15 protein-coding genes and 1 riboswitch are annotated in these 18,593 nt (G+C 57.4%); of the genes, 9 read left to right on the top strand and 6 right to left on the bottom strand.

Features of this window, described 5'->3' with window-relative positions:
• Positions 1–47 precede the first annotated feature (47 nt).
• On the bottom strand, positions 48–1,118 hold the full coding sequence (locus tag HMPREF2860_RS09980; RefSeq protein WP_371440922.1) for an NlpC/P60 family protein: 1,071 nt from the start codon (positions 1,116–1,118) through the stop codon (positions 48–50).
• A 345-nt stretch (positions 1,119–1,463) separates the two neighbouring features.
• On the bottom strand, positions 1,464–2,042 hold the full coding sequence (locus tag HMPREF2860_RS09975) for a C40 family peptidase (protein WP_070628870.1): 579 nt from the start codon (positions 2,040–2,042) through the stop codon (positions 1,464–1,466).
• A 14-nt stretch (positions 2,043–2,056) separates the two neighbouring features.
• Positions 2,057–2,199, bottom strand: a riboswitch (cyclic di-AMP (ydaO/yuaA leader).
• Between the two features lie 413 nt (positions 2,200–2,612).
• Between HMPREF2860_RS09975 and HMPREF2860_RS09970 the strand changes: the two genes are divergently transcribed.
• Positions 2,613–4,202, top strand: coding sequence for a DEDD exonuclease domain-containing protein (locus HMPREF2860_RS09970; RefSeq protein WP_070628869.1), 1,590 nt, complete (start codon positions 2,613–2,615; stop codon positions 4,200–4,202).
• Here HMPREF2860_RS09970 and trpD read toward each other — a convergent pair.
• A complete protein-coding gene (gene trpD, locus HMPREF2860_RS09965; protein WP_052155533.1) occupies positions 4,199–5,266 on the bottom strand; it encodes an anthranilate phosphoribosyltransferase in 1,068 nt (355 codons plus the stop codon). The genes HMPREF2860_RS09970 and trpD overlap by 4 nt on opposite strands.
• Before the next feature lie 537 nt (positions 5,267–5,803).
• Here trpD and HMPREF2860_RS09960 point away from each other — a divergent pair.
• The 5 genes from HMPREF2860_RS09960 to HMPREF2860_RS09940 all read left to right on the top strand — a co-directional run bounded on the left by HMPREF2860_RS09960 (position 5,804) and on the right by HMPREF2860_RS09940 (position 12,113).
• The gene (locus tag HMPREF2860_RS09960) at positions 5,804–6,418 is read left to right on the top strand and encodes an aa3-type cytochrome oxidase subunit III (RefSeq protein ID WP_141737489.1); all 615 of its coding nucleotides are present in this window, start codon (positions 5,804–5,806) and stop codon (positions 6,416–6,418) included.
• A gap of 75 nt (positions 6,419–6,493) precedes the next feature.
• Positions 6,494–7,384 (top strand): cytochrome bc1 complex diheme cytochrome c subunit, encoded by an 891-nt coding sequence (locus HMPREF2860_RS09955; RefSeq protein ID WP_038625863.1) that lies wholly within the window; start codon positions 6,494–6,496, stop codon positions 7,382–7,384.
• Positions 7,381–8,592 (top strand): cytochrome bc1 complex Rieske iron-sulfur subunit, encoded by a 1,212-nt coding sequence (locus HMPREF2860_RS09950; RefSeq protein ID WP_038625865.1) that lies wholly within the window; start codon positions 7,381–7,383, stop codon positions 8,590–8,592. The genes HMPREF2860_RS09955 and HMPREF2860_RS09950 overlap by 4 nt, the downstream gene beginning before the upstream one ends.
• Positions 8,589–10,217, top strand: coding sequence for a cytochrome bc1 complex cytochrome b subunit (locus HMPREF2860_RS09945; RefSeq protein WP_038625867.1), 1,629 nt, complete (start codon positions 8,589–8,591; stop codon positions 10,215–10,217). The genes HMPREF2860_RS09950 and HMPREF2860_RS09945 overlap by 4 nt, the downstream gene beginning before the upstream one ends.
• A gap of 168 nt (positions 10,218–10,385) precedes the next feature.
• The gene (locus HMPREF2860_RS09940) at positions 10,386–12,113 is read left to right on the top strand and encodes an ABC-F family ATP-binding cassette domain-containing protein (protein WP_070628868.1); all 1,728 of its coding nucleotides are present in this window, start codon (positions 10,386–10,388) and stop codon (positions 12,111–12,113) included.
• Between the two features lie 102 nt (positions 12,114–12,215).
• On the opposite strand, the gene HMPREF2860_RS09935 is transcribed toward HMPREF2860_RS09940, so the two are convergent.
• Complete coding sequence (locus HMPREF2860_RS09935) at positions 12,216–12,662, bottom strand: aa3-type cytochrome oxidase subunit IV (protein ID WP_038625871.1); 447 nt, start codon at positions 12,660–12,662, stop codon at positions 12,216–12,218.
• 35 nt (positions 12,663–12,697) lie between these two features.
• Complete coding sequence (locus HMPREF2860_RS09930; RefSeq protein WP_038625873.1) at positions 12,698–13,873, bottom strand: aa3-type cytochrome oxidase subunit II; 1,176 nt, start codon at positions 13,871–13,873, stop codon at positions 12,698–12,700.
• A 520-nt stretch (positions 13,874–14,393) separates the two neighbouring features.
• Here HMPREF2860_RS09930 and asnB point away from each other — a divergent pair.
• A complete protein-coding gene (asnB, locus tag HMPREF2860_RS09925; protein ID WP_070628867.1) occupies positions 14,394–16,319 on the top strand; it encodes an asparagine synthase (glutamine-hydrolyzing) in 1,926 nt (641 codons plus the stop codon).
• Positions 16,320–16,500: 181 nt separating this feature from the next.
• Here the strand turns inward: asnB and HMPREF2860_RS09920 are convergent, their stop codons facing one another.
• Positions 16,501–16,842, bottom strand: a complete 342-nt coding sequence (locus HMPREF2860_RS09920; RefSeq protein ID WP_005512007.1) for a HesB/IscA family protein — start codon at positions 16,840–16,842, stop codon at positions 16,501–16,503.
• A 314-nt stretch (positions 16,843–17,156) separates the two neighbouring features.
• On the opposite strand from HMPREF2860_RS09920, the gene HMPREF2860_RS09915 reads away from it, so the two are divergent.
• Both HMPREF2860_RS09915 and HMPREF2860_RS09910 read left to right on the top strand, forming a co-directional pair.
• Entirely contained in the window at positions 17,157–17,921 is a 765-nt protein-coding gene (locus HMPREF2860_RS09915) for a DUF3043 domain-containing protein (RefSeq protein WP_038625877.1), read from the top strand.
• Positions 17,922–17,933: 12 nt separating this feature from the next.
• Positions 17,934–18,527 carry a bifunctional adenosylcobinamide kinase/adenosylcobinamide-phosphate guanylyltransferase gene (locus HMPREF2860_RS09910; protein WP_038625880.1) on the top strand — a complete coding sequence of 198 codons (594 nt, stop codon included), beginning with the start codon at positions 17,934–17,936 and terminating at the stop codon, positions 18,525–18,527.
• Positions 18,528–18,593 lie beyond the last annotated feature (66 nt).

Below are 18,593 nucleotides of genomic sequence, written 5' to 3'. Positions count from 1 at the left end.
GAGTTTATCTACCTTGACTAAAAAGACGCGAAGTCACCTGCCGCTAGTTAGAAGCGGACAGCGCCTTGGTACGGGCCGCCCTGGTCGATAGAAACGACCTGGACCGGAATGCCGTAGTCGGAAGCATGGACAATCTGACCATTGCCGATGTACATGCCTACGTGGGTAATGCCCGGGTAGTAACCGATGATGTCACCTGGCTGCAGCTGGTCACGGCTTACCGGGGTGCCACCGGCGAGCTGTGCCTGCGAAGTACGCGGAATGGACTTACCAATCTGCTGGTACGCCCAGTACATCAGACCGGAACAGTCGAATGCGGAGGGACCAGCAGCTCCCCACGAGTACGGGGAACCCAGCTTCGACATCGCGGCATCAACTGCGGCGGAAGATCCGAGCAGTTTATCCAGCCCTTCGGTAATTGGGTTGTTCTTGGAAATCCAGATTTCCCGCTGTTCGGGGCTCAGCGCATCAACCATGGACTTGACATGCTCGGCGCGCTCATCAAATTCAGCGCTGCGCTTGTCCAAATCATCGCGACGCTTAGCCAGACCATCGAGCTGCTTGCGGATATCTCCCTGCAGACGCAGCGCATTGGCCTTACCCTCCTCGGCATCCTTACGGGCTTGCACCGCACGGCTGACGACTTCATCGTTGTCGCGGAACATCTTATTGATGTAGCCGGTACGGTCGATAGCGTCCTGAGCACTGGCAGATCCCAGTGCGGCCGACAACGGGTCGACGATTTCACCACGCATCCGCTTCTTCGCGAAGTAGGAAATCTCGCCAGAGAGCGCCTTGAGGTCATCCTGTGCTCGGAGAACCTGATCCTCAGAGCGCTTCAGCTCCCCCTCGGCGTGCCGGAGTTCCTCTTCCTTGGCCTGAACCTGAGAATCCAGCTCGGTAACTTCCTCCGAAATCGCTTCGGTATCCCGAGAAATCTTCTCCAGCTCTGCAATAATGGCGTCTGCAGTAGCCAGATCCGGGGCTGGCTGTTCATCCTGCGCAGACGCAATCGGCGCCAAACCTACGGAGCCAAAGGTTAGCCCAGCCACGACCGTCAGCCCGACTACACCGCGACGAGAGTTGTGGCGACGGCGAGAGGCACGGTGACGCGACAAATCCAAACCCTTTTCAAATTGTGTATTCAAATTTCTTCCCCGAAAAACAAAACATCAAACCACTTGACGCATTCGAGCAAATTGTAGCAGCCTTGCCGCGGAACAACACACCGACAAACCGCCAGCACAAAGGGGTATCCAAAGGGAGTAATCAGGATAGCCCTTCGACTCCACGCATTGCGTAACCACAGGGCAAAAACAAAAATGAGGCGAGCGCCCCCCATAGTGCTTTACGACGCACATAGCGTCAGCACCCGGGCGCTCGCCTCAGTGCCCCCTCATTAAAAAAGAGCCAAGGCTCTGCGGGGCATCTAAGCCCCGCAGTTTGTCATCCGTTCAAACAGATTAGAAGCGGACGAAGTTGTGAACCGGCATGTAGTTCATCGGAGCTTCCTTGACGACATCGCCGGACTGCGGAGCGTGAATCACATTGCCGTTACCGGAGAAGATGCCGACGTGGGTAGCGCCAGAGTAGAAGGAAACGATGTCACCCAGTGCCGGGCTGGAGACCGCGGTGCCCTGGGAAGCCTGCGCCTGGGAGGTGCGCGGGATCGACTTACCGACCTGCTGGTATGCCCAGGAGGTCAGACCGGAGCAGTCGAAAGAGTTCGGACCGGTGGCACCCCACACGTACGGGGAACCGATCTTGGAACGTGCGGCGGAGACGATAGCCGAACCAGTGGACGGTGCTGCAACGTTTGCAACGCTGCCGGAGGTAACCTCACCTGCGACATCACTGAACTTGCCAACAACATCCTGCAGACCTGCAACCTGCGGGGTATCGAAGCCGTTCAGTGCGCCCTGGATGTCGTTCAGCGGGTTAGCGTTAGCGGTCGGAACTGCGAGAGCGGTAACGCCGGCGACGGTTGCGCCAAATGCGACTGCGTTGCGTGCAAAGTTAGAACGGCGGTGGTGCTTGCCCATTGTTTTGAAACTCCAAAATCTTCCTGTTTAGCCGACCGGGTTAGCTGACGGGTTCGGAAGAATGGAAGACTTCCTACCCTCCGGGATTTCCCTTTGGGATTCACCCCATGGTTCGAGGTGGGTCCCCGGCTCGAATCCCCTGAGGTTCTCACTACCTAGCCCCTCAGGACCTTCGATAAGGCTCTGTGTTTTCTTATCAATGACCGGCACCAACTCAGTGGCCCCGTTTCAATGTCTCGATAAGGTTACGAAATGGCATCAAGTTTTGTCTAGCCACTTGCCAAGAAAACCGCTCAAGGCCCGGTTGTTACCATCGATAGAACTAAACCGTTACCAAGCTGTTACAACTAGACACTCCCCCTATTGCGGAATAATAACAGTTTGATAAACGTGTCACTACCTGGCATTTTGAAGTCCGCCGAGAACTTTACACTTAACGCCTTAAGGTCGGAACATTTTTATCGCGGACTCAAAACGTGTTTTATGTCACACTCCAGCTTGTAGCAGCTCAATTTGCTCAAGTTTCACAGTTTTAACACTACTAGGAGCGCTCAGAATAGGATTATTGACGTGAATTCAGGACAACAGCACTTCCCTCTCGAAGGCTCCGTCGATGATTCTCTTTTCAACACCACCTTTGTCGTCGTAGACCTAGAAACGACTGGACTAAAGGCCAAGAACGACCACATCATTGAAATTGGGGCCATCAAAACCCGTGGCGGCAAGACAATTGGCACCTTTTCCAGCTTCATCGACCCCGGCATGGAGATTCCCGACCACATCACATCTCTCACCGGCATCACTACCGCCGATGTTGAAACTGCCCCACAGCTCGGCACAGTTATTACTCAGTTCCTCGAATTTGCCCGGGGAAGCGTCTGGGTTGCGCATAATGCCAAGTTCGATATTGGATTCCTCCGCCAGGCTTGCACAGATTTGGGCCTAGATTGGCCAAGCCCCAGCGTCGTAGACACTCTCACGTTGGCGCGTCGCGTCCTTGACCGCTCACAAGTTGGCAGTTTCAAGCTCTCACAGCTCGCACGGTACGTCGGTTCTCCGAATCGCCCCACCCACCGGGCGCTTGACGACGCAATCGCAACCGTCGACGTCCTTCACTACCTCATGGAGAGACTAGTCGGCGATGAAGTACAAACAGCGTCCGAGCTAGTGCATTACTCGCCGACCGTCGCTCCGGAGGTTCGTGCTAAACGGCATCTTGCCGATCGAGCTCCGCACACCCCTGGTGTCTATGTTTTTCGGTCAAGAAATGACGACCCCTTATATATAGGTACAGCTCTCGATTTGCGACGTAGACTTCTGCAGTATTTCAACGGCACTGATTCTCGTCGCAAGATTACGGAAATGGTCTCTCTAGCCGAACGCGTCGAAATCATCGAATGCCCGCACGGCTTCGCAGCAGAAATCCGCGAGGCTCGTCTGATCTCTGCACTCCGTCCGCCCTACAACCGACAACGTACCGAACCGACCCGCGGCTGGTACATCATCCCCGCTAGCCCCGGTCGGCCTGCCAAGATTAGCCGAACAGTCACCGACGCCCGCAGCCTAGGTCCTTTCCGCACGCGCGACACCGCTACTGCCATCCGCGACAGGTTCTCCGCACTTAACGACGACTTTGCGATAACAACCGCCCAGATCTCCACCACCGGCGCAGACGAGATCGCAGACATGATTGCTGAGATATCAGCACTTGCCAAAGCACACCGCTTCCAACGCGCGGCAGTGCAGCGTGACCGCACTGCGGAGTTCATTATCAGCTTGGATAAGCAGCAGCGCCTGAGCATGCTTGCCGCCATCCCATCTCTGCAAGCCGCTTTCCCCGATGGCAATGGTGGCTGGCACCTAGCGGAAATTCGCTATGGCAGGCTGGCCGGCGCCAGCACCGCACCGCGTGGCGCGGATATGAGCTACATCATCGACCTCATGGAGAGTTCAGCCCAAACAGTCACTCCAGATGACTCCTTATATAAAGGAGCATCAATTGATGAACTCAGTATTGTCTGGAAATGGCTGCAGCGCCCGGAGGTACGAATAAAGCCCACCGGAGGCGAGTTTTCCTACCCCAGGTTGGGCGCAGGAAAATACCTTCAGTGGGCAATTGACGCGCAGCAAGCACGTCGTGAAGCGCGACGCGAACCTTAACCCTTCATCGCCGCGGTAACGATGTCCAGGCACAGCCCCGACTGGAGCGTTTCCTTGACCTCTTCAATGGAGTCGGCCATAGCTTCCTTTAGCGGACGGCCACCCAGACCACGCGAAATGGCGATTGCGGCGGCGGAGTTAAGGATGACTGCATCGCGAATCGAACCTTCGAGTTCGCCAGCCCAAATGCGACGTGCAACATCAGCGTTGTACGCGGGGTCACCGCCACGCAGCGCGTCAATTTCGGAGTACTCCATGCCATAGTCATGTGGATCGATGACATCTTCGGCAACTTCACCGTTTTCCACAATAAAGACCTTGGTGGGGCCAGTAACAGTAATCTCGTCGAGACCATCGCTTCCGCGTACCACCAACGCGCGCTGACCACGGCGGGCGAAGGTGTCCGCCATCGTCTCCATCTGATCTTCGAAGGCACAGCCAATCAAGCTTGCCTGCGGGCGTGCTGGATTCGTCAGCGGCCCCAACAGGTTGAAGACTGTCGGAACCGCTAGCTCCTTACGCACCGGTCCAGCGAAACGCATGGCCGGATGAAAGCGAGCGGCAAAGAGGAAGCGCACGTAGAAGTCCGGATGTTCCGGAGAAGTAACGAGACCGTTCTCAATGTCGATGCCAAAGGCCTCTAGCATGTCAGCTCCGCCCGACTTCGAGGAAGCCGCGCGGTTACCGTGCTTGAGCACCGGCACACCACTGGCCGCGATAACAATCATGGACATCGTGGAGATGTTGACGGTATTTGCGCCATCACCACCGGTGCCGACGATATCGACTGCACCGCGCTCAATAACACCGGCGAGCTGTGGATCATGAACTGGGCGGGCAAACGAAAGCATGCCCTCAGCCGCAGCATCGAGCTCGGCAGCCGTAATCCCCTTGGCGAGGAGACCGAAAGCAAACGTTGCGGTCTGGATGTCTCCGGAAGCACCTGACATGATCTGATCCATGGCGAATCGAATGCCCTCACCGGAAACTTCGCGGCCAGCGCCAATCGTGGAAAGAACATGGCGCCAGTTTTCGACCGCCCTCTTATCGCCGATCTCGCTCATCGCCACTCCCTTCCACTAGATAGTCAAGTCTGTACTCGTACTTTATTAATACAAATGCACCTAGGTGCTGCTGGTTATTCCGCCCACCAGATGCACCACATCACGGGGCTTTCTGGAAAATCCCACCGTGATGTACGTAATAAGACAAGATACCTCCCCCATATATCCAGCGCATCACCAGGTCCGCCTTTTGCGTTCGCCGAAAATCTCACCCCCATTGGGGCAACTGGAAAAATACGATATTAAATAGAGCCGAACCTGCGATAAACTAACCGACAGCCGATGCCGCAGTATCGCTAACCCAGGTTCGCCGAAGGTGAACCTGGCAGTCCAGGGGGATGGACTCCGCGCACCGCGGCACAACAAAACCCTCGAATTCACCCGCGTCGGATAAAGACACTGGAAAGTTCCCAACAGGGGGAAAAATTAGTGAAATTCTCAGAAACCTTTCCTTGCGACCTGGGATTTTAGGAATTTATATACAAAAATGGGGGTTGCAACGTGACTACTCCTTAAGAACAGTACATACTGTTAGATGTGACGAGCGCAGTTGAAAATCAAGGTATGACAGCACCACGTCGTGCTGCGACACTGAACCGACCGAATATGGTCAGTGTCGGCACGATTGTGTTCCTGTCTCAGGAATTAATGTTCTTCGCCGGTCTGTTCGCGATGTACTTCGTGTCACGCGCGAACGGCCAGGGCGATTCGTGGGATTGGGGTACCGGCCACCTCAACGTCCCGTACGCACTAGTGATCACCGTGATCCTAGTGTCGTCTTCGTTCACTGCCCAGTGGGGCGTGTTCGCGGCCGAGCGTGGCGACGTTTTCGCACTCCGTAAGTGGTACGCACTGTCTACCGCCCTGGGTGCAATCTTCCTCGTTGGCCAGGCTTACGAGTACTTCACCCTGGTTAGCCACGGTCTGACCATTCAGAACTCCATTTACGGTTCGGTCTTCTTCATCACCACCGGATTCCACGCAGCCCACGTTCTCGCGGGTGTGCTGGCTTTCGTTGTGGTGCTGATCCGTACCTCCAAGGCGAAGTTCACCCCGGCACAGGCCACTGCTGCCATTGTGGTCTCGTACTACTGGCACTTCGTCGACGTCGTGTGGATTGGCCTGTTCATCACCATCTACTTCATCCAGTAGGCCGTATTGGCCGTTCTTTGTTTAGTACGGCCTACAGCCCATCCACTTTCCACGAACAGTCTTAAAGGGAAAAAGATGGAAAACACTACCTCCGAAACCAAGGACACCACGTCCTTGGCTGCGGCCCCGAAGTCAAAGGGCCGCCGCAAGATGCGCCGTACTGCCTCCGGCATTATGGCTATGGCTCTCGCCCTCACCGGCGCGGGCTTCCTCGCTAATGCTCTGACCCCTGATGCACAGACGGCTACTGCTCAGCAGGATGAAGCCGCAATCATTCAGCAGGGTAAGGAGCTTTATGACGTTGCTTGTATTACTTGCCACGGCGCCAACCTCCAGGGCGTTAAGGACCGCGGTAAGTCACTGATTGGCGTCGGCGAGGGTTCGGTTTACTTCCAGGTTCACTCCGGTCGTATGCCGATGCTTCGCAATGAGGCTCAGGCAGCACGTAAGACCCCGCGTTACTCCGAAGAGCAGACGCTGGCTATCGCAGCCTACGTCCGGGCTAATGGTGGCGGCGCAGGCATTGTCCGCGACGAAGACGGCTCCATTGCTATGGAGTCGCTGCGCGGTAAGAACGCCGGCCCGAACGGTGAGCTTGACCAGGCTGACGTTGCTCGCGGTTCCGAACTGTTCCGCCTGAACTGTGCATCCTGCCACAACTTCACCGGTCGTGGCGGTGCACTGTCCAGCGGTAAGTACGCACCAGTCCTGGATCCTGCAAATGAGCAGGAAATTTACCAGGCCATGCTGACCGGCCCGCAGAACATGCCGAAGTTCTCTGACCGCCAGCTATCTGCTGACGAGAAGAAGGACATCATCGCCTACATCAAGAACTCCAAGGAAACTCCGACCCAGGGTGGTTGGGGTATTGGTGGCATCGGCCCGGTTGCTGAAGGCCTTGTCATGTGGATTGTAGGCATCGTCGCTCTCGTAGCGGCCGCTCTTTGGATTGGATCCCGCCGATGAGTAATAACGAAAACAAGAAGTACAGCTCCGAAGAGCTGTCAAAGATGAGCAATGCGGATCTCGCTCGTCTGGGCGCTGAACTCGACGACGTGACCATTGCCTACCGCAAGGAACGCTTCCCGATTGCCAACGACCCGGCTGAAAAGCGCGCGGCCCGTGGCGTCGCCATCTGGCTGGCTCTGTCGGTCATTCTTGGCCTGGCATTCATCGCCATCTACCTGTTCTACCCGTGGCACTACAAGGGTCACGGCGAAGAGGGGCTGTGGCTGTACACCATGTACACCCCGCTGCTGGGTATCACCATCGGTGGCTGTATCGTCACCCTGGGTATTGGTGCAGTTAAGTTCACCAAGCGCTTCATCCCGGAAGAGATTTCGGTTCAGCGCCGCCACGATGGTCCGTCCGAAGAGGTCGACCAGAAGACCATCGTTGCCCTGCTGAACGATTCTTGGCAGACTTCCACCCTGGGCCGTCGCTCCGCCATCAAGGGTCTCCTTGGTACCGGTGCCGTCCTGGCTGGTATCGGCATGATTCTTCCGCTTGGCGGCATGATTAAGAACCCGTGGAAGCCACGCCACGACGTTGACGTCACTGGTGACGGAACTCTGTGGACCACCGGTTGGACTCTTGTCGAGCAGGGCCACAAGGTTTACCTGGGCCGCGACACCGGTGCTATCGCTGAAGAGGGTGCACACGGCTACACCACCAAGGGCGTTTCCCGCCTGGTTCGCCTCCGCCCAGAGGATCTGTCCGCAGGTTCTATGGAGACTGTCTTCCCGCTTCCGGAAGAGGACGTCAACGACGGCGACAAGTACTCCAAGGATGCCGATGTCTACGAGGCACACATGCACTCGATTCACGGCTCCCGCAACTCGGTCATGCTGATTCGTCTGCGTTCCCAGGACGCTGAAAAGGCAATTCTGCGCAAGGATCAGGAAGACTTCCACTACGGCGACTACTTCGCCTACTCGAAGATTTGTACACACATTGGTTGCCCGACTTCTCTGTACGAACAGCAGACGAACCGTATTCTCTGCCCATGCCACCAGTCGCAGTTCGATGCACTGCACTACGGCAAGCCGGTCTTCGGTCCAGCTGCTCGCGCTCTTCCGCAGCTGCCGATCAGCGTTGATGAAGAAGGCTACATGTACGCAGAGGGCAACTTCGTTGAGCCCGTCGGTCCGGCATTCTGGGAGCGTCAATCATGAGTAATCCAACGAAACTAGCAACCGCTGCTAAGAATATGGATGACCGCTACACCCTGTCTGGCGGCATGCGTAAGCAGCTCAATAAGGTATTCCCTACCCACTGGTCCTTCCTGCTGGGTGAGATTGCACTCTACTCCTTCGTAGTCCTGCTCTTCTCGGGTGTTTACCTGACTCTGTTCTTCGACCCGTCGATGTCGAAGGTCATTTACGACGGTGCCTACGCGCCACTCAACGGTGTCGAGATGTCTCGCGCCTACGAGACCGCCCTGCAGATCTCCTTCGAGGTTCGCGGTGGTCTGTTCATTCGCCAGATCCACCACTGGGGTGCTCTTCTGTTCGCCGTGTCCATCATGGCGCACATGTTCCGCATCTTCTTCACCGGCGCATTCCGCAAGCCGCGTGAAGCTAACTGGGTCATCGGTTCCATCCTCCTGCTGCTGTCCGTGGCAGAGGGCTTCATGGGTTACTCCCTGCCGGACGACCTGCTTTCCGGTGTTGGTCTGCGTATTATGTCCGCAATCATCATCGGTCTGCCGATTATCGGCACCTGGCTGCACTGGATGATGTTCAACGGCGACTTCCCGGGTGACATGATCATCCCACGCCTGTACATTGCACACGTGCTGATTCTCCCTGCTCTGCTGCTGGGCCTGATCGCCGCTCACCTGGCTCTGGTCTGGTACCAGAAGCACACCCAGTTCCCCGGCGCAGGTCGTACCGAGAACAACGTCGTCGGCGTTCGTATCCTCCCGATCTTCGCGGTCAAGTCCGTTTCCTTCGGTCTGATTACCTTCGGCTTCCTGGCGCTGTTCGCTGGTATCTTCCAGATCAACGCAATTTGGAACCTTGGACCGTACAACCCAGCGCAGGTTTCCGCCGGTTCCCAGCCGGATATCTACATGCTGTGGACTGACGGTGCTGCCCGTGTCATGCCGCCGTGGGAGCTCTACCTGGGCTCCTACACGATCCCGGCAGTCTTCTGGGTCGCCCTGCTCTGTGGTATTTTGGTCGTCCTGCTCTTCGCCTACCCGTTCATCGAGGCGAAGATCACCGGCGACAACGCCCACCACAACCTGCTGCAGCGTCCGCGCGACGTGCCGGTTCGCTCCGGCCTGGGTGCCATGGCTCTGGTCTTCTACACCCTGCTGACTCTGTCCGGTGGTAACGACCTGATTGCATACCACTTCCAGATCTCGCTGAACGTGATGACCTGGGTTGGTCGTATCGGTCTGATTATCCTGCCGCCGATCGCTTACTTCGTCACTTACCGAATCTGCATCGGCCTGCAGCGCTCTGACCGCGCTGTCCTGGAGCATGGCATTGAGACGGGCATCATCAACCAGCTGCCTGATGGCTCCTTCATCGAGGTCCACCAGCCGCTAGGCCCGGTCGACGAGCACGGCCACGCCGTTCCGCTCGAGTACCAGGGAGCTTACGTCCCGAAGACCATGAACGAACTGGGCGCCGCTGGTAACCCGGGTCGCGGTAGCTTCTTCAGCCCGGACTCCCCGGAGATCGCCGAAGAGGCAGCTCGTATCGAGCACGAGAACCACGAGCAGCAGGCTCAGATGTTCCGTGACCTCGAAGCTCAGAACGCTGAAGAGCGTCGCCAGCTCGAGCACTAAAACTCCGCGGTAGATTTTCTACTGCGCTCAAATAAGACCATCCCGGTCCGCATCCACTTCGGATGTCGACCGGGGTGGTTTTTTGTTCCCCAGATTCTTTCGAGCTCGCCTTGACTCCCACATATGTCAGATACCAAATCTGCTGTTTACCAGTACTAAAATGGACATATGTCTACCAGTCACTCCCCCACCACCGACCTTTCGAACAACGCCACACAGCTTGTAGCCAACGGTGTCAACTTCGACTACGAGGCCACGCCTGTTCTGCGCGATGTCTCGCTCACGCTTTCCGACGGCGATGTCCTCGGATTGGTCGGAGACAACGGAGCCGGCAAATCCACTCTTCTTTGGCTGCTGTCGGGTCGTCGTCGACCCACGAGCGGTACGGTGACTCATATTGGCACGCGTGTGCTCGGCTCTCAGGAGTTAGAAGCGCCTTTCGACTCCACGGTGCAAATGCTTATCGATGAGGCTCTCGGCCCCTCGAAACGTCGTCTAGCGGAGTTGGAAGAGGCAGCTGAGGCGATGTCCTTAGCAGAGACCCCAGATGAGTCTGAGGCGGCAGAGAAAGCGTATTCGAAGGTCTTCTCGGATGTCATGGCTCACGATGACTGGAACGCCGAACATAACGCGGAGATTGTGCTCGACCATCTCGGCCTGACTGGCACTGCTCCCGACGGCGTTCCCCTGGTAGAGCAACTAACCACGGAGATTTCCGGCGGGCAGCGGGCGCGGCTGGGGCTCGCGATTACGCTCATTCGAAAGCCAGAGATTTTGCTTCTCGACGAGCCCACCAACCATCTCGATGAACGCGGTCGCCAGCTCGTGATTGACACCATTCAGAACCACCCTGGAGTGGTTGTGGTGGCAACGCATGACCGCGACTTCCTGGATGCCGTTTGTACTGTAATTGGAGACTTGGTGCCGGGGCGCCCTGGTATTGGGCTGTTCCGTGGCAATTACTCCGACTACGCGAAGCACCGTCGCCACCAGCGTGAGCTATGGGAGCACCAGTGGCGCTCCGAGGAGCACGAACGCAATCGGTTGGAAGACACCATCGACAATGGCGCCCGTGAGGTCTCACCGGGCCGAGCAATGACGGACAACAACAAGATGGCTTATGACCGCCGTGGCGGTCGTGTAGAGCGACAAATCGCGCGCCGCGTGCGTTCGGCTAAGCAGCGACTGGATGAGCTCATTGAGGAAGGTGTGGAGCGTCCGCCGGCTCTGCTGGGCTTTGATGCCCCGCTGACCGCACCCCTACCGACCAAGCGCGCTGCATCGGGAAGCGATGAGGATTTTCACATCAAGATGCGCGGTGTGGTCGTCCCAGATCGAATTCGGGTTGGTTCACTGACTATTCGTCCCGGAGACAAGGTCGTTATCACAGGCCCTAATGGGGCCGGAAAATCTACTTTGTTCAAGGCCATCATGGGGCAAGTTGAGACGCAAGCTGGCGAGGTGCGTATCGGCGAGAACTGTCGAGTAGCCATGCTGGCTCAGGAACAAGACTGGGAAACCCCAAAGAAGTCCGCCCGTGAGTTGTACGACCTTGCTCCCAATGCCCGCGTGCCTCTCGACGACTTTGGGTTGCTTAGCCCCGAGGACGCCAATCGACCTGTAGGTAACCTGTCCATCGGACAGCAGCGTCGAGTGGCATTGGCGCTCGTTGTGGCCAATCCACCAGAGATTTTGCTTCTCGACGAACCTACTAACCATCTGAGTGTGGATCTAATCGAGCAGGTCCAGGACGCTATTGCATCTGCTGAAGGCACAATTATTGTAATTACCCACGATCACCGCATGATCAACTCGCTCGAGGCGCGTCATTTGCAGGTGGCCGACGGCGAAGTCGTCGAGTTACCTAAGGGGCAAAAACCTGTCGAGTTCGCTTAATGCCGAATCGCAAAACAAAAAAGTCTCTCCCACTAACGCCCTTGTTAGTGGGAGAGACTTTTCGGTTATCTACGACTGTGGTTCAGTCGGCTTGCACTCGGACTAGTGCTTCTCCGGCGGAGTGATGTACTGAGTGTTGAGCTTGGTGCCGGCGACGATCAGGATTACCGCGCCAAGAACAATCAGCCAGTAGGCCATGAATGCGATGCCGTAGCCCATGAGCAGGATGCCCATGGTCATCACGAACGGCCAAATCGAGCTAGCGGAGAAGAAACCGAGGGTTCCAGCACCGTCGGCAACCTCTGCCTCTTCGAAGTCGGCCGGGGTGATGTCGGAACGGCGCTCAGTGAAGTGGAAGTATCCACCGAGCATCAGAGTCATCAGAGCTGCGAGGACCAGGCCGGTTGCGCCGGCCCACTCGAGGCGACCCTGGCTTTCGTTGATGACGTTACCGGTGTCCTGGAGGTACTGAGTGCCGAAGATGTAGACGACAGCCATGAACCCCAGGAACACGGTAAGTCCGTAGAAGAGCTTTGCTGCAGACTTCATTTGAGAACTTCCTTTAGGTAAGAATCTTGCTGGGTTTACTTGGCGGTCGCGTTCAGGTCAATGGTGTTAGCACCACGATCACCCATGTCGCGGGTGTCGACACGACCGGAGTTGAACGGCGAAGTGGAGACTGCGAATGCCGGCTCACCGATGTGCTTCAGAGCATCAGCGTTAGTAGCTTCTGGGTTCTCCTGGCGGAACTTGATGTACTCGGTGAATGCCTCACGGGGGACAGCACGAATCTCGAAGTTCATCATTGCGTGGTAGGTACCACACATCTCGGCACAACGGCCAACGAATGCGTTCTTGACCTTGTCGCTCGGGTTGTCCTCTGGTCGGTTGGCAATCTTGTCCGAGTCAATCTTTTCGATCTGGAAGACACGGTTGGACTTGTTAGCCTCCGGGTGCGGGAACACGTCGCGCTTGAAGAGGAACTCCGGAACCCAGAAGGAGTGAATCACGTCAGCGGACGCGAGGTCGAACTGAATTGCAGTGTCTTCCGGAACAACGAGGACCGGAACCTCTTCGGTGGTACCGAGGGTCTCAATCTCGTCGTAGTGCAGGTAGTCGAGGCTCTCCTTGGAGCGACCGTGAACCGGGTACTCCTTCTGCTTTGCGCGATCTTCGTCGGACGGAACCTCGTGGCCGCCCTCGGTGAAGAACTGCTCATCAGCCGGCTTCTCAATACGACCGTTGTACTCCTGGCCGCCCATCAGGTCAGCGGAGATGTTGGCGTAACCGAACTTCCAGTTCCACTGGAAACCGGTGACGTCGACGGTGACCTCTGGATCCTTATCCAGAGCAGTGACCTCGTCCTGAGTCTGAACCGTGAAGAAGAACAGAGTCATCACAATCAGAATCGGGAGAATGGTCAGAGACAACTCAACCGGAACGTTGTATGCAGTCTGGCGCGGGAACTCGCCCTTGCCCTTCTTCTCAGCCTTCTTAGCTGTGAAGTTTGTCATCGAGTAAAGGGTAACGCCCCAAACGATGATGCCGATAATCCAAGCTGCAACCCAGGTCCAAACCCAGAAGTTACCCATGGACTGTGCTTCCGGGGTCACACCTTCCGGCCAACCAAAGCGGAGCAGCTTGAAGAAGCCGTTCTCCGGAGGATTAACATCGCAGCCGGCAAGCAAGGCTGCGCTACCGGTGGCAACGCCGAGGACGCCGAGCTTACGGGCGACTCCGAACTTTCTACGCTGATTCACGTGTGTCTGCCTTCCTGATCCACACAATTTTCGATAACCGATTAAGGTTTCGTCCTACCCAAGCAGAGTAGTCGATTCTTAAGCTTTCTCCACAATAAATATGGCTGTGGGGTGCCTTTGAGTATATCTGCCCTAATAAAATACTGAGAAAGACCCGCCTATCGGGGGTGGCATTCTCACCAGTTACACCCTGTTGACGCTCCCAAGTCTATGAATTTTTTAGTGTTTGCGCCACGCGCTGACACACACACCGTCCCGCACAACCTTGCCCCGAGCCCTAGACACGGCAGACTCAGACATTCTCTCTTTGACTCAAAAGGCATTAAAGTAGGTGCAGCATTTCTATGTGGCGCCAATATAGGGTTTAGCCCAGCCAAATCTTGGTTCAACCCAACTACTCAGCCACGCGGCGGTCCTTCGCGGCCACCGGCTCAGACGACAACCAGTCGCGCTGAGTCGTTGGCTACGGAGCCGCCGAAATCCACTAAGTGACACTAAGTGAAAGGTGCGCGCACGAAGCATGTGTGGTCTTCTCGGAATCCTGACTGCAAACTCTGACGCAGCGGAGCTCGTTCCCGTTGTCGAAAGGGCTCTGCCCTGCATGCGGCACCGCGGCCCTGACGATGCAGGCACGTGGCACGATGAGGACGCAGTTTTCGGCTTCAACCGCCTATCCATTATTGATATTGCCCACAGCCACCAACCACTGCAGTGGGGACCAGAGAATCAGCCGAATCGTTACTCCATGACCTTCAACGGCGAAATCTACAATTTCGTCGAACTTCGCGAGCAGCTGGAGAAGGAAGGCTATGCCTTTAATACCTCCGGCGATGGTGAACCCATCGTCGTTGGGTTCCACCACTGGGGAGCGGACGTCGTAAAGCACTTGCGCGGTATGTTCGGCATTGCTATCTGGGACAGCGTCGAACGCAAGCTTTTCCTGGCGCGCGATCCGTTCGGCATTAAGCCGCTCTACTACGCCACCACAGAGCGCGGCACGATTTTCGGTTCTGAGAAGAAGTCCCTGCTCGAAGCTGCGCCGGAGATGGGCATCGATGCGAAGAAGCTGAATAAGCGCGCACTGGAGCACTACGTCGATCTGCAGTATGTGCCGGAACCGGAGTCGCTGCACACCGAAATTGTCCGCTTGGAGTCGGGCTGCACAGCCGTCGTTACGCCTGGCGGCGAAGTTAAGCAGACCCGCTACTTCAAGCCGAGTTTCCCGATTCAGCCAGTAGCTAAGGGCGCTGAGCAGGATGTTTTTGACCGCATTGCCCGCGCACTGGAGGACAGCGTCGAGAAGCATATGCGTGCCGACGTCACGGTGGGCTCGTTCCTGTCGGGCGGTATCGACTCCACGGCGATTGCAACTTTGGCTAAGCGCCACAACCCGAACCTGCTGACGTTTACCACCGGCTTCGAGCGCGAGGGCTTCTCCGAGGTCGATGTGGCTGCCGAGTCCGCCGCCGCCATTGGCGTCGAGCACATTGTGAAGGTCGTCTCGCCGGAGGAGTTCGCCGGGGCGATTCCGAAGATTATGTGGTACCTCGATGACCCGGTAGCTGACCCTGCACTGGTACCGCTGTACTTCGTGGCCGCAGAGGCTCGTAAGCACGTTAAGGTCGTACTGTCCGGTGAGGGCGCAGACGAGCTCTTTGGTGGTTACACCATTTATAAGGAGCCGCTGTCGCTGAAACCGTTCGACAAGGTTCCCTCTCCCCTGCTGCGCGGCCTGGCTAAGGTCGGCGAAGCTCTGCCAGAAGGCATGCGCGGCAAGTCACTGCTGCAGCGAGGCACTACTCCGCTGGAGCAGCGCTACTACGGCAATGCTCGTTCCTTTAACTTCGAGCAGCTGCAGGAAGTCCTGCCATGGGCAAAGAAGGAATGGGACCACAGCGATGTCACGGCACCGATTTACGCGCAGTCTGAAGGCTGGGACCCGGTGACTCGGATGCAGCACTTGGATCTGTTCACCTGGTTGCGTGGCGACATTCTGGTCAAGGCCGACAAAATCACCATGGCCAACTCCCTGGAGCTGCGCGTGCCGTTCCTCGACCGTGTGGTCTTCGACGTTGCACAGACGCTGCCGGTGGACATGCGGGTTTCTCACGGCACCACTAAGTACGCACTGCGTCGCGCCATGGAGCAGATTGTTCCGGAGCACGTTCTCAACCGCCGCAAACTGGGCTTCCCGGTGCCGATTCGCCACTGGCTGGCGGGCGACGAACTGCACGGCTGGGCCGAGGACATCATCCGCGAGTCCCAGACTGATGAGTTCATTAATAAGGACGCCGTGCTCAAGATGCTCGCCGAGCACCACCCAACCGAGCGCGACCACTCTCGCCGCCTCTGGACCATCCTGGCCTTCATGGTCTGGCACGGCATCTTCATCGAAGACCGCATCACTCCGGACATCGAGCAGCGCGACTACCCCGTCGAGCTCTAGTTCGCTAGTTCGCTTTACGACGGTCCCCGCGCTGCCATCCTGCCCCGGCAGGCTGCCACCATAGCCGGCGCAACCAAAAGAAAAGGCTCGGACCTCACTCAATTAACAAGAGTGAGGTCCGAGCCTTGTACTATCCGACGCTTTTCACAGCGTCTGCTGACAGCTCTGCTCAGCTAATGACTTAGTTGAAGGAGTCACCGCAAGCACAGGAGCCGGTGGCATTCGGGTTATCGATGGTGAAGCCCTGCTGCTCAATAGTGTCCGCGAAGTCGATAGTGGCGCCGGACAGGTACGGAACCGACTGGCGATCAACAACCAGCTTGACACCACCGAAAACCTCGGCGACATCGCCGTCGAGGCTGCGATCATCGAAGTAGAGCTGGTAGCGCAGGCCGGCGCAGCCGCCCGGAGCCACGGAAATACGCAGTGCCAGGTCGGTGGCACCTTCTTGATCCAGAAGTGCCTTTGCCTTGGCAGCCGCAGCTTCGGTCAGGGTAACGCCAGTGCTCTGAGCAGTAGTCATAGCGCGTGTCCTCCTTGTTGAAGTGTTTAAGTATGCGAGTCGACCCCAAGGTCGGCTACGTCATTATTTATCACAACCATACCGACCAGTCTTTAATTCCCAATTCTGGGCTCTCTTTTTCTTTCTCTTTTTCTGAAGTCTCTTCTTGCCGCCACCTCGCAACCGCACCACGGCCTCCGACGCCCCAACGGCGCTCTCTCCGCCTCCGACCCCACGCGGCGGCCACGCCAAAAACCACGCCCCTTGCCCAGCCCCTGGCCCTCAACCTGCAACCAAATTAGGGAAGCACCTTGAAGACCTTATAATCTGGGGTCGTGAATCTACCGTGGAAAAAGAATGACAAAAAGTCCAAGGCAGCTGACGCAACTAAAGCTGACGCAACCAACGCCGGAGACGTAACCACCGACGCGACCGCATCCAGCGGAGCCAAGGACACCGCTTCGGAGTCTCAGCAGCCCGAGAAGAAGCACAGCGGTGCCTTTACTCCCAAGAAGGGGCGCCCCACCCCGAAGCGCAACGAGGTTGAGCGCGCACGCGGCATCCGCCGTGGCCCGGTCGAGGCACCGCTAACCGCTAAGGAAGCTCGCCAGCGCCGCAAGGAGCTCAAGGCCTCCATGTCCAAGGAAGAGCTCAAGGCCGCCAAGGCACGCGAGCGAGCAGAGCGACGTGAGCAGCGCCGCATTGCCGACGAGCGCATGGCCGCCGGCGATCCGCGCTACATGCTGCCGCGTGACCAGGGCGCTGAGCGCAAGTTTGTCCGCGACTGGGTTGATTCCCGTCGCTTCCTCGCTAACGTGTTCCTCCCGTTCGCGCTGATTCTGCTGCTGATTATGATGATTGGCACTTCCCTGCCAAAGCTGGCCAACATCGCATCTCTCATCGCGATGGTTCTCATCATCGCCCTGATTATCGAAGGTATCTACATCGGCCGCCGTGCCATCAAGCTGACGCGCGAACGCTTCCCGAAGACCACCGAGGGAGCCTGGGGGCTGGGCTTCTACGCTTACTCCCGCGCTTCTCAGCCGCGTCGTCTGCGTACTCCGCGTCCGCAGGTCAACATCGGCGACGAGATCAAGTAGCCTCCATCTGCCATGCGCACTCTGGTTCTCGGTGGCGCCCGCTCAGGCAAGTCCTCATGGGCTGAGCACGAGCTGCTGGCCACCGCCGCAGCCTCAACCGACTGTGCCTCAGATGCCGCAGCCTCAGCGGTGTTGCACTACATCGCAACTGCACGGCCCTGGCCCGGTGATAGTGACTTTCACTCCAGGGTCAAGGAGCACCGCATTCGTCGTCAAGCCCAGGCACAAGAGCACGGAGTGGTCTGGTACACGGTTGATGACGTCGATGCGGTGGATGCTCTCGCGTCGCCGAAGCGGCGCATGTTGCTCGACGATGTCGGCACCTGGCTGACGCACATCCTCGACGCGCAGGGGCTGTGGGAGGCGCCGAGGGGCAGCGTCGCGCCGTGGACACACTCGCTTGTCGACGCCGTGCGCAACTTCCCCGCAGATTCCGACCTGTTCATTGTGTCGCCCGAAGTGGGCTTCGGTGTCATTCCCGAGCACCGCTCAGGGCGGCTTTTCCGTGATGAAATTGGCCTTCTCAACCAGCAGCTCGCAGCTGTCTGTGATCGTGTTGTCTTAGTTGTGGCGGGCTGCCCTATGGAAGTCAAGGCGGCGAGCTAGATTCACTCCACGCCTCTCCTCCTATGACGGTCTTCCTAGCAATGCGAATAACTGTGTACCAATGGT

The organism is Corynebacterium sp. HMSC064E10 (genome assembly GCF_001812505.1).
GTDB classification, from domain to species: domain Bacteria; phylum Actinomycetota; class Actinomycetes; order Mycobacteriales; family Mycobacteriaceae; genus Corynebacterium; species Corynebacterium amycolatum.
The sequence above is the reverse complement of the archived record's forward strand: the minus strand, read 5'-3'. Positions and strand labels throughout refer to the sequence as shown.

Bases quoted from the DNA above. Each gene is read 5' to 3' on its own strand.
- HMPREF2860_RS09935 (WP_038625871.1), bottom strand. From the start codon at position 12,662: ATGAAGTCTGCAGCAAAGCTCTTCTACGGACTTACCGTGTTCCTGGGG.
- HMPREF2860_RS09975 (WP_070628870.1), bottom strand. From the start codon at position 2,042: ATGGGCAAGCACCACCGCCGTTCTAACTTTGCACGCAACGCAGTCGCA.
- HMPREF2860_RS09955 (WP_038625863.1), top strand. From the start codon at position 6,494: ATGGAAAACACTACCTCCGAAACCAAGGACACCACGTCCTTGGCTGCG.
- trpD (WP_052155533.1), bottom strand. From the start codon at position 5,266: ATGAGCGAGATCGGCGATAAGAGGGCGGTCGAAAACTGGCGCCATGTT.
- asnB (WP_070628867.1), top strand. From the start codon at position 14,394: ATGTGTGGTCTTCTCGGAATCCTGACTGCAAACTCTGACGCAGCGGAG.
- HMPREF2860_RS09910 (WP_038625880.1), top strand. From the start codon at position 17,934: ATGCGCACTCTGGTTCTCGGTGGCGCCCGCTCAGGCAAGTCCTCATGG.
- HMPREF2860_RS09940 (WP_070628868.1), top strand. From the start codon at position 10,386: ATGTCTACCAGTCACTCCCCCACCACCGACCTTTCGAACAACGCCACA.
- HMPREF2860_RS09950 (WP_038625865.1), top strand. From the start codon at position 7,381: ATGAGTAATAACGAAAACAAGAAGTACAGCTCCGAAGAGCTGTCAAAG.
- HMPREF2860_RS09920 (WP_005512007.1), bottom strand. From the start codon at position 16,842: ATGACTACTGCTCAGAGCACTGGCGTTACCCTGACCGAAGCTGCGGCT.
- HMPREF2860_RS09945 (WP_038625867.1), top strand. From the start codon at position 8,589: ATGAGTAATCCAACGAAACTAGCAACCGCTGCTAAGAATATGGATGAC.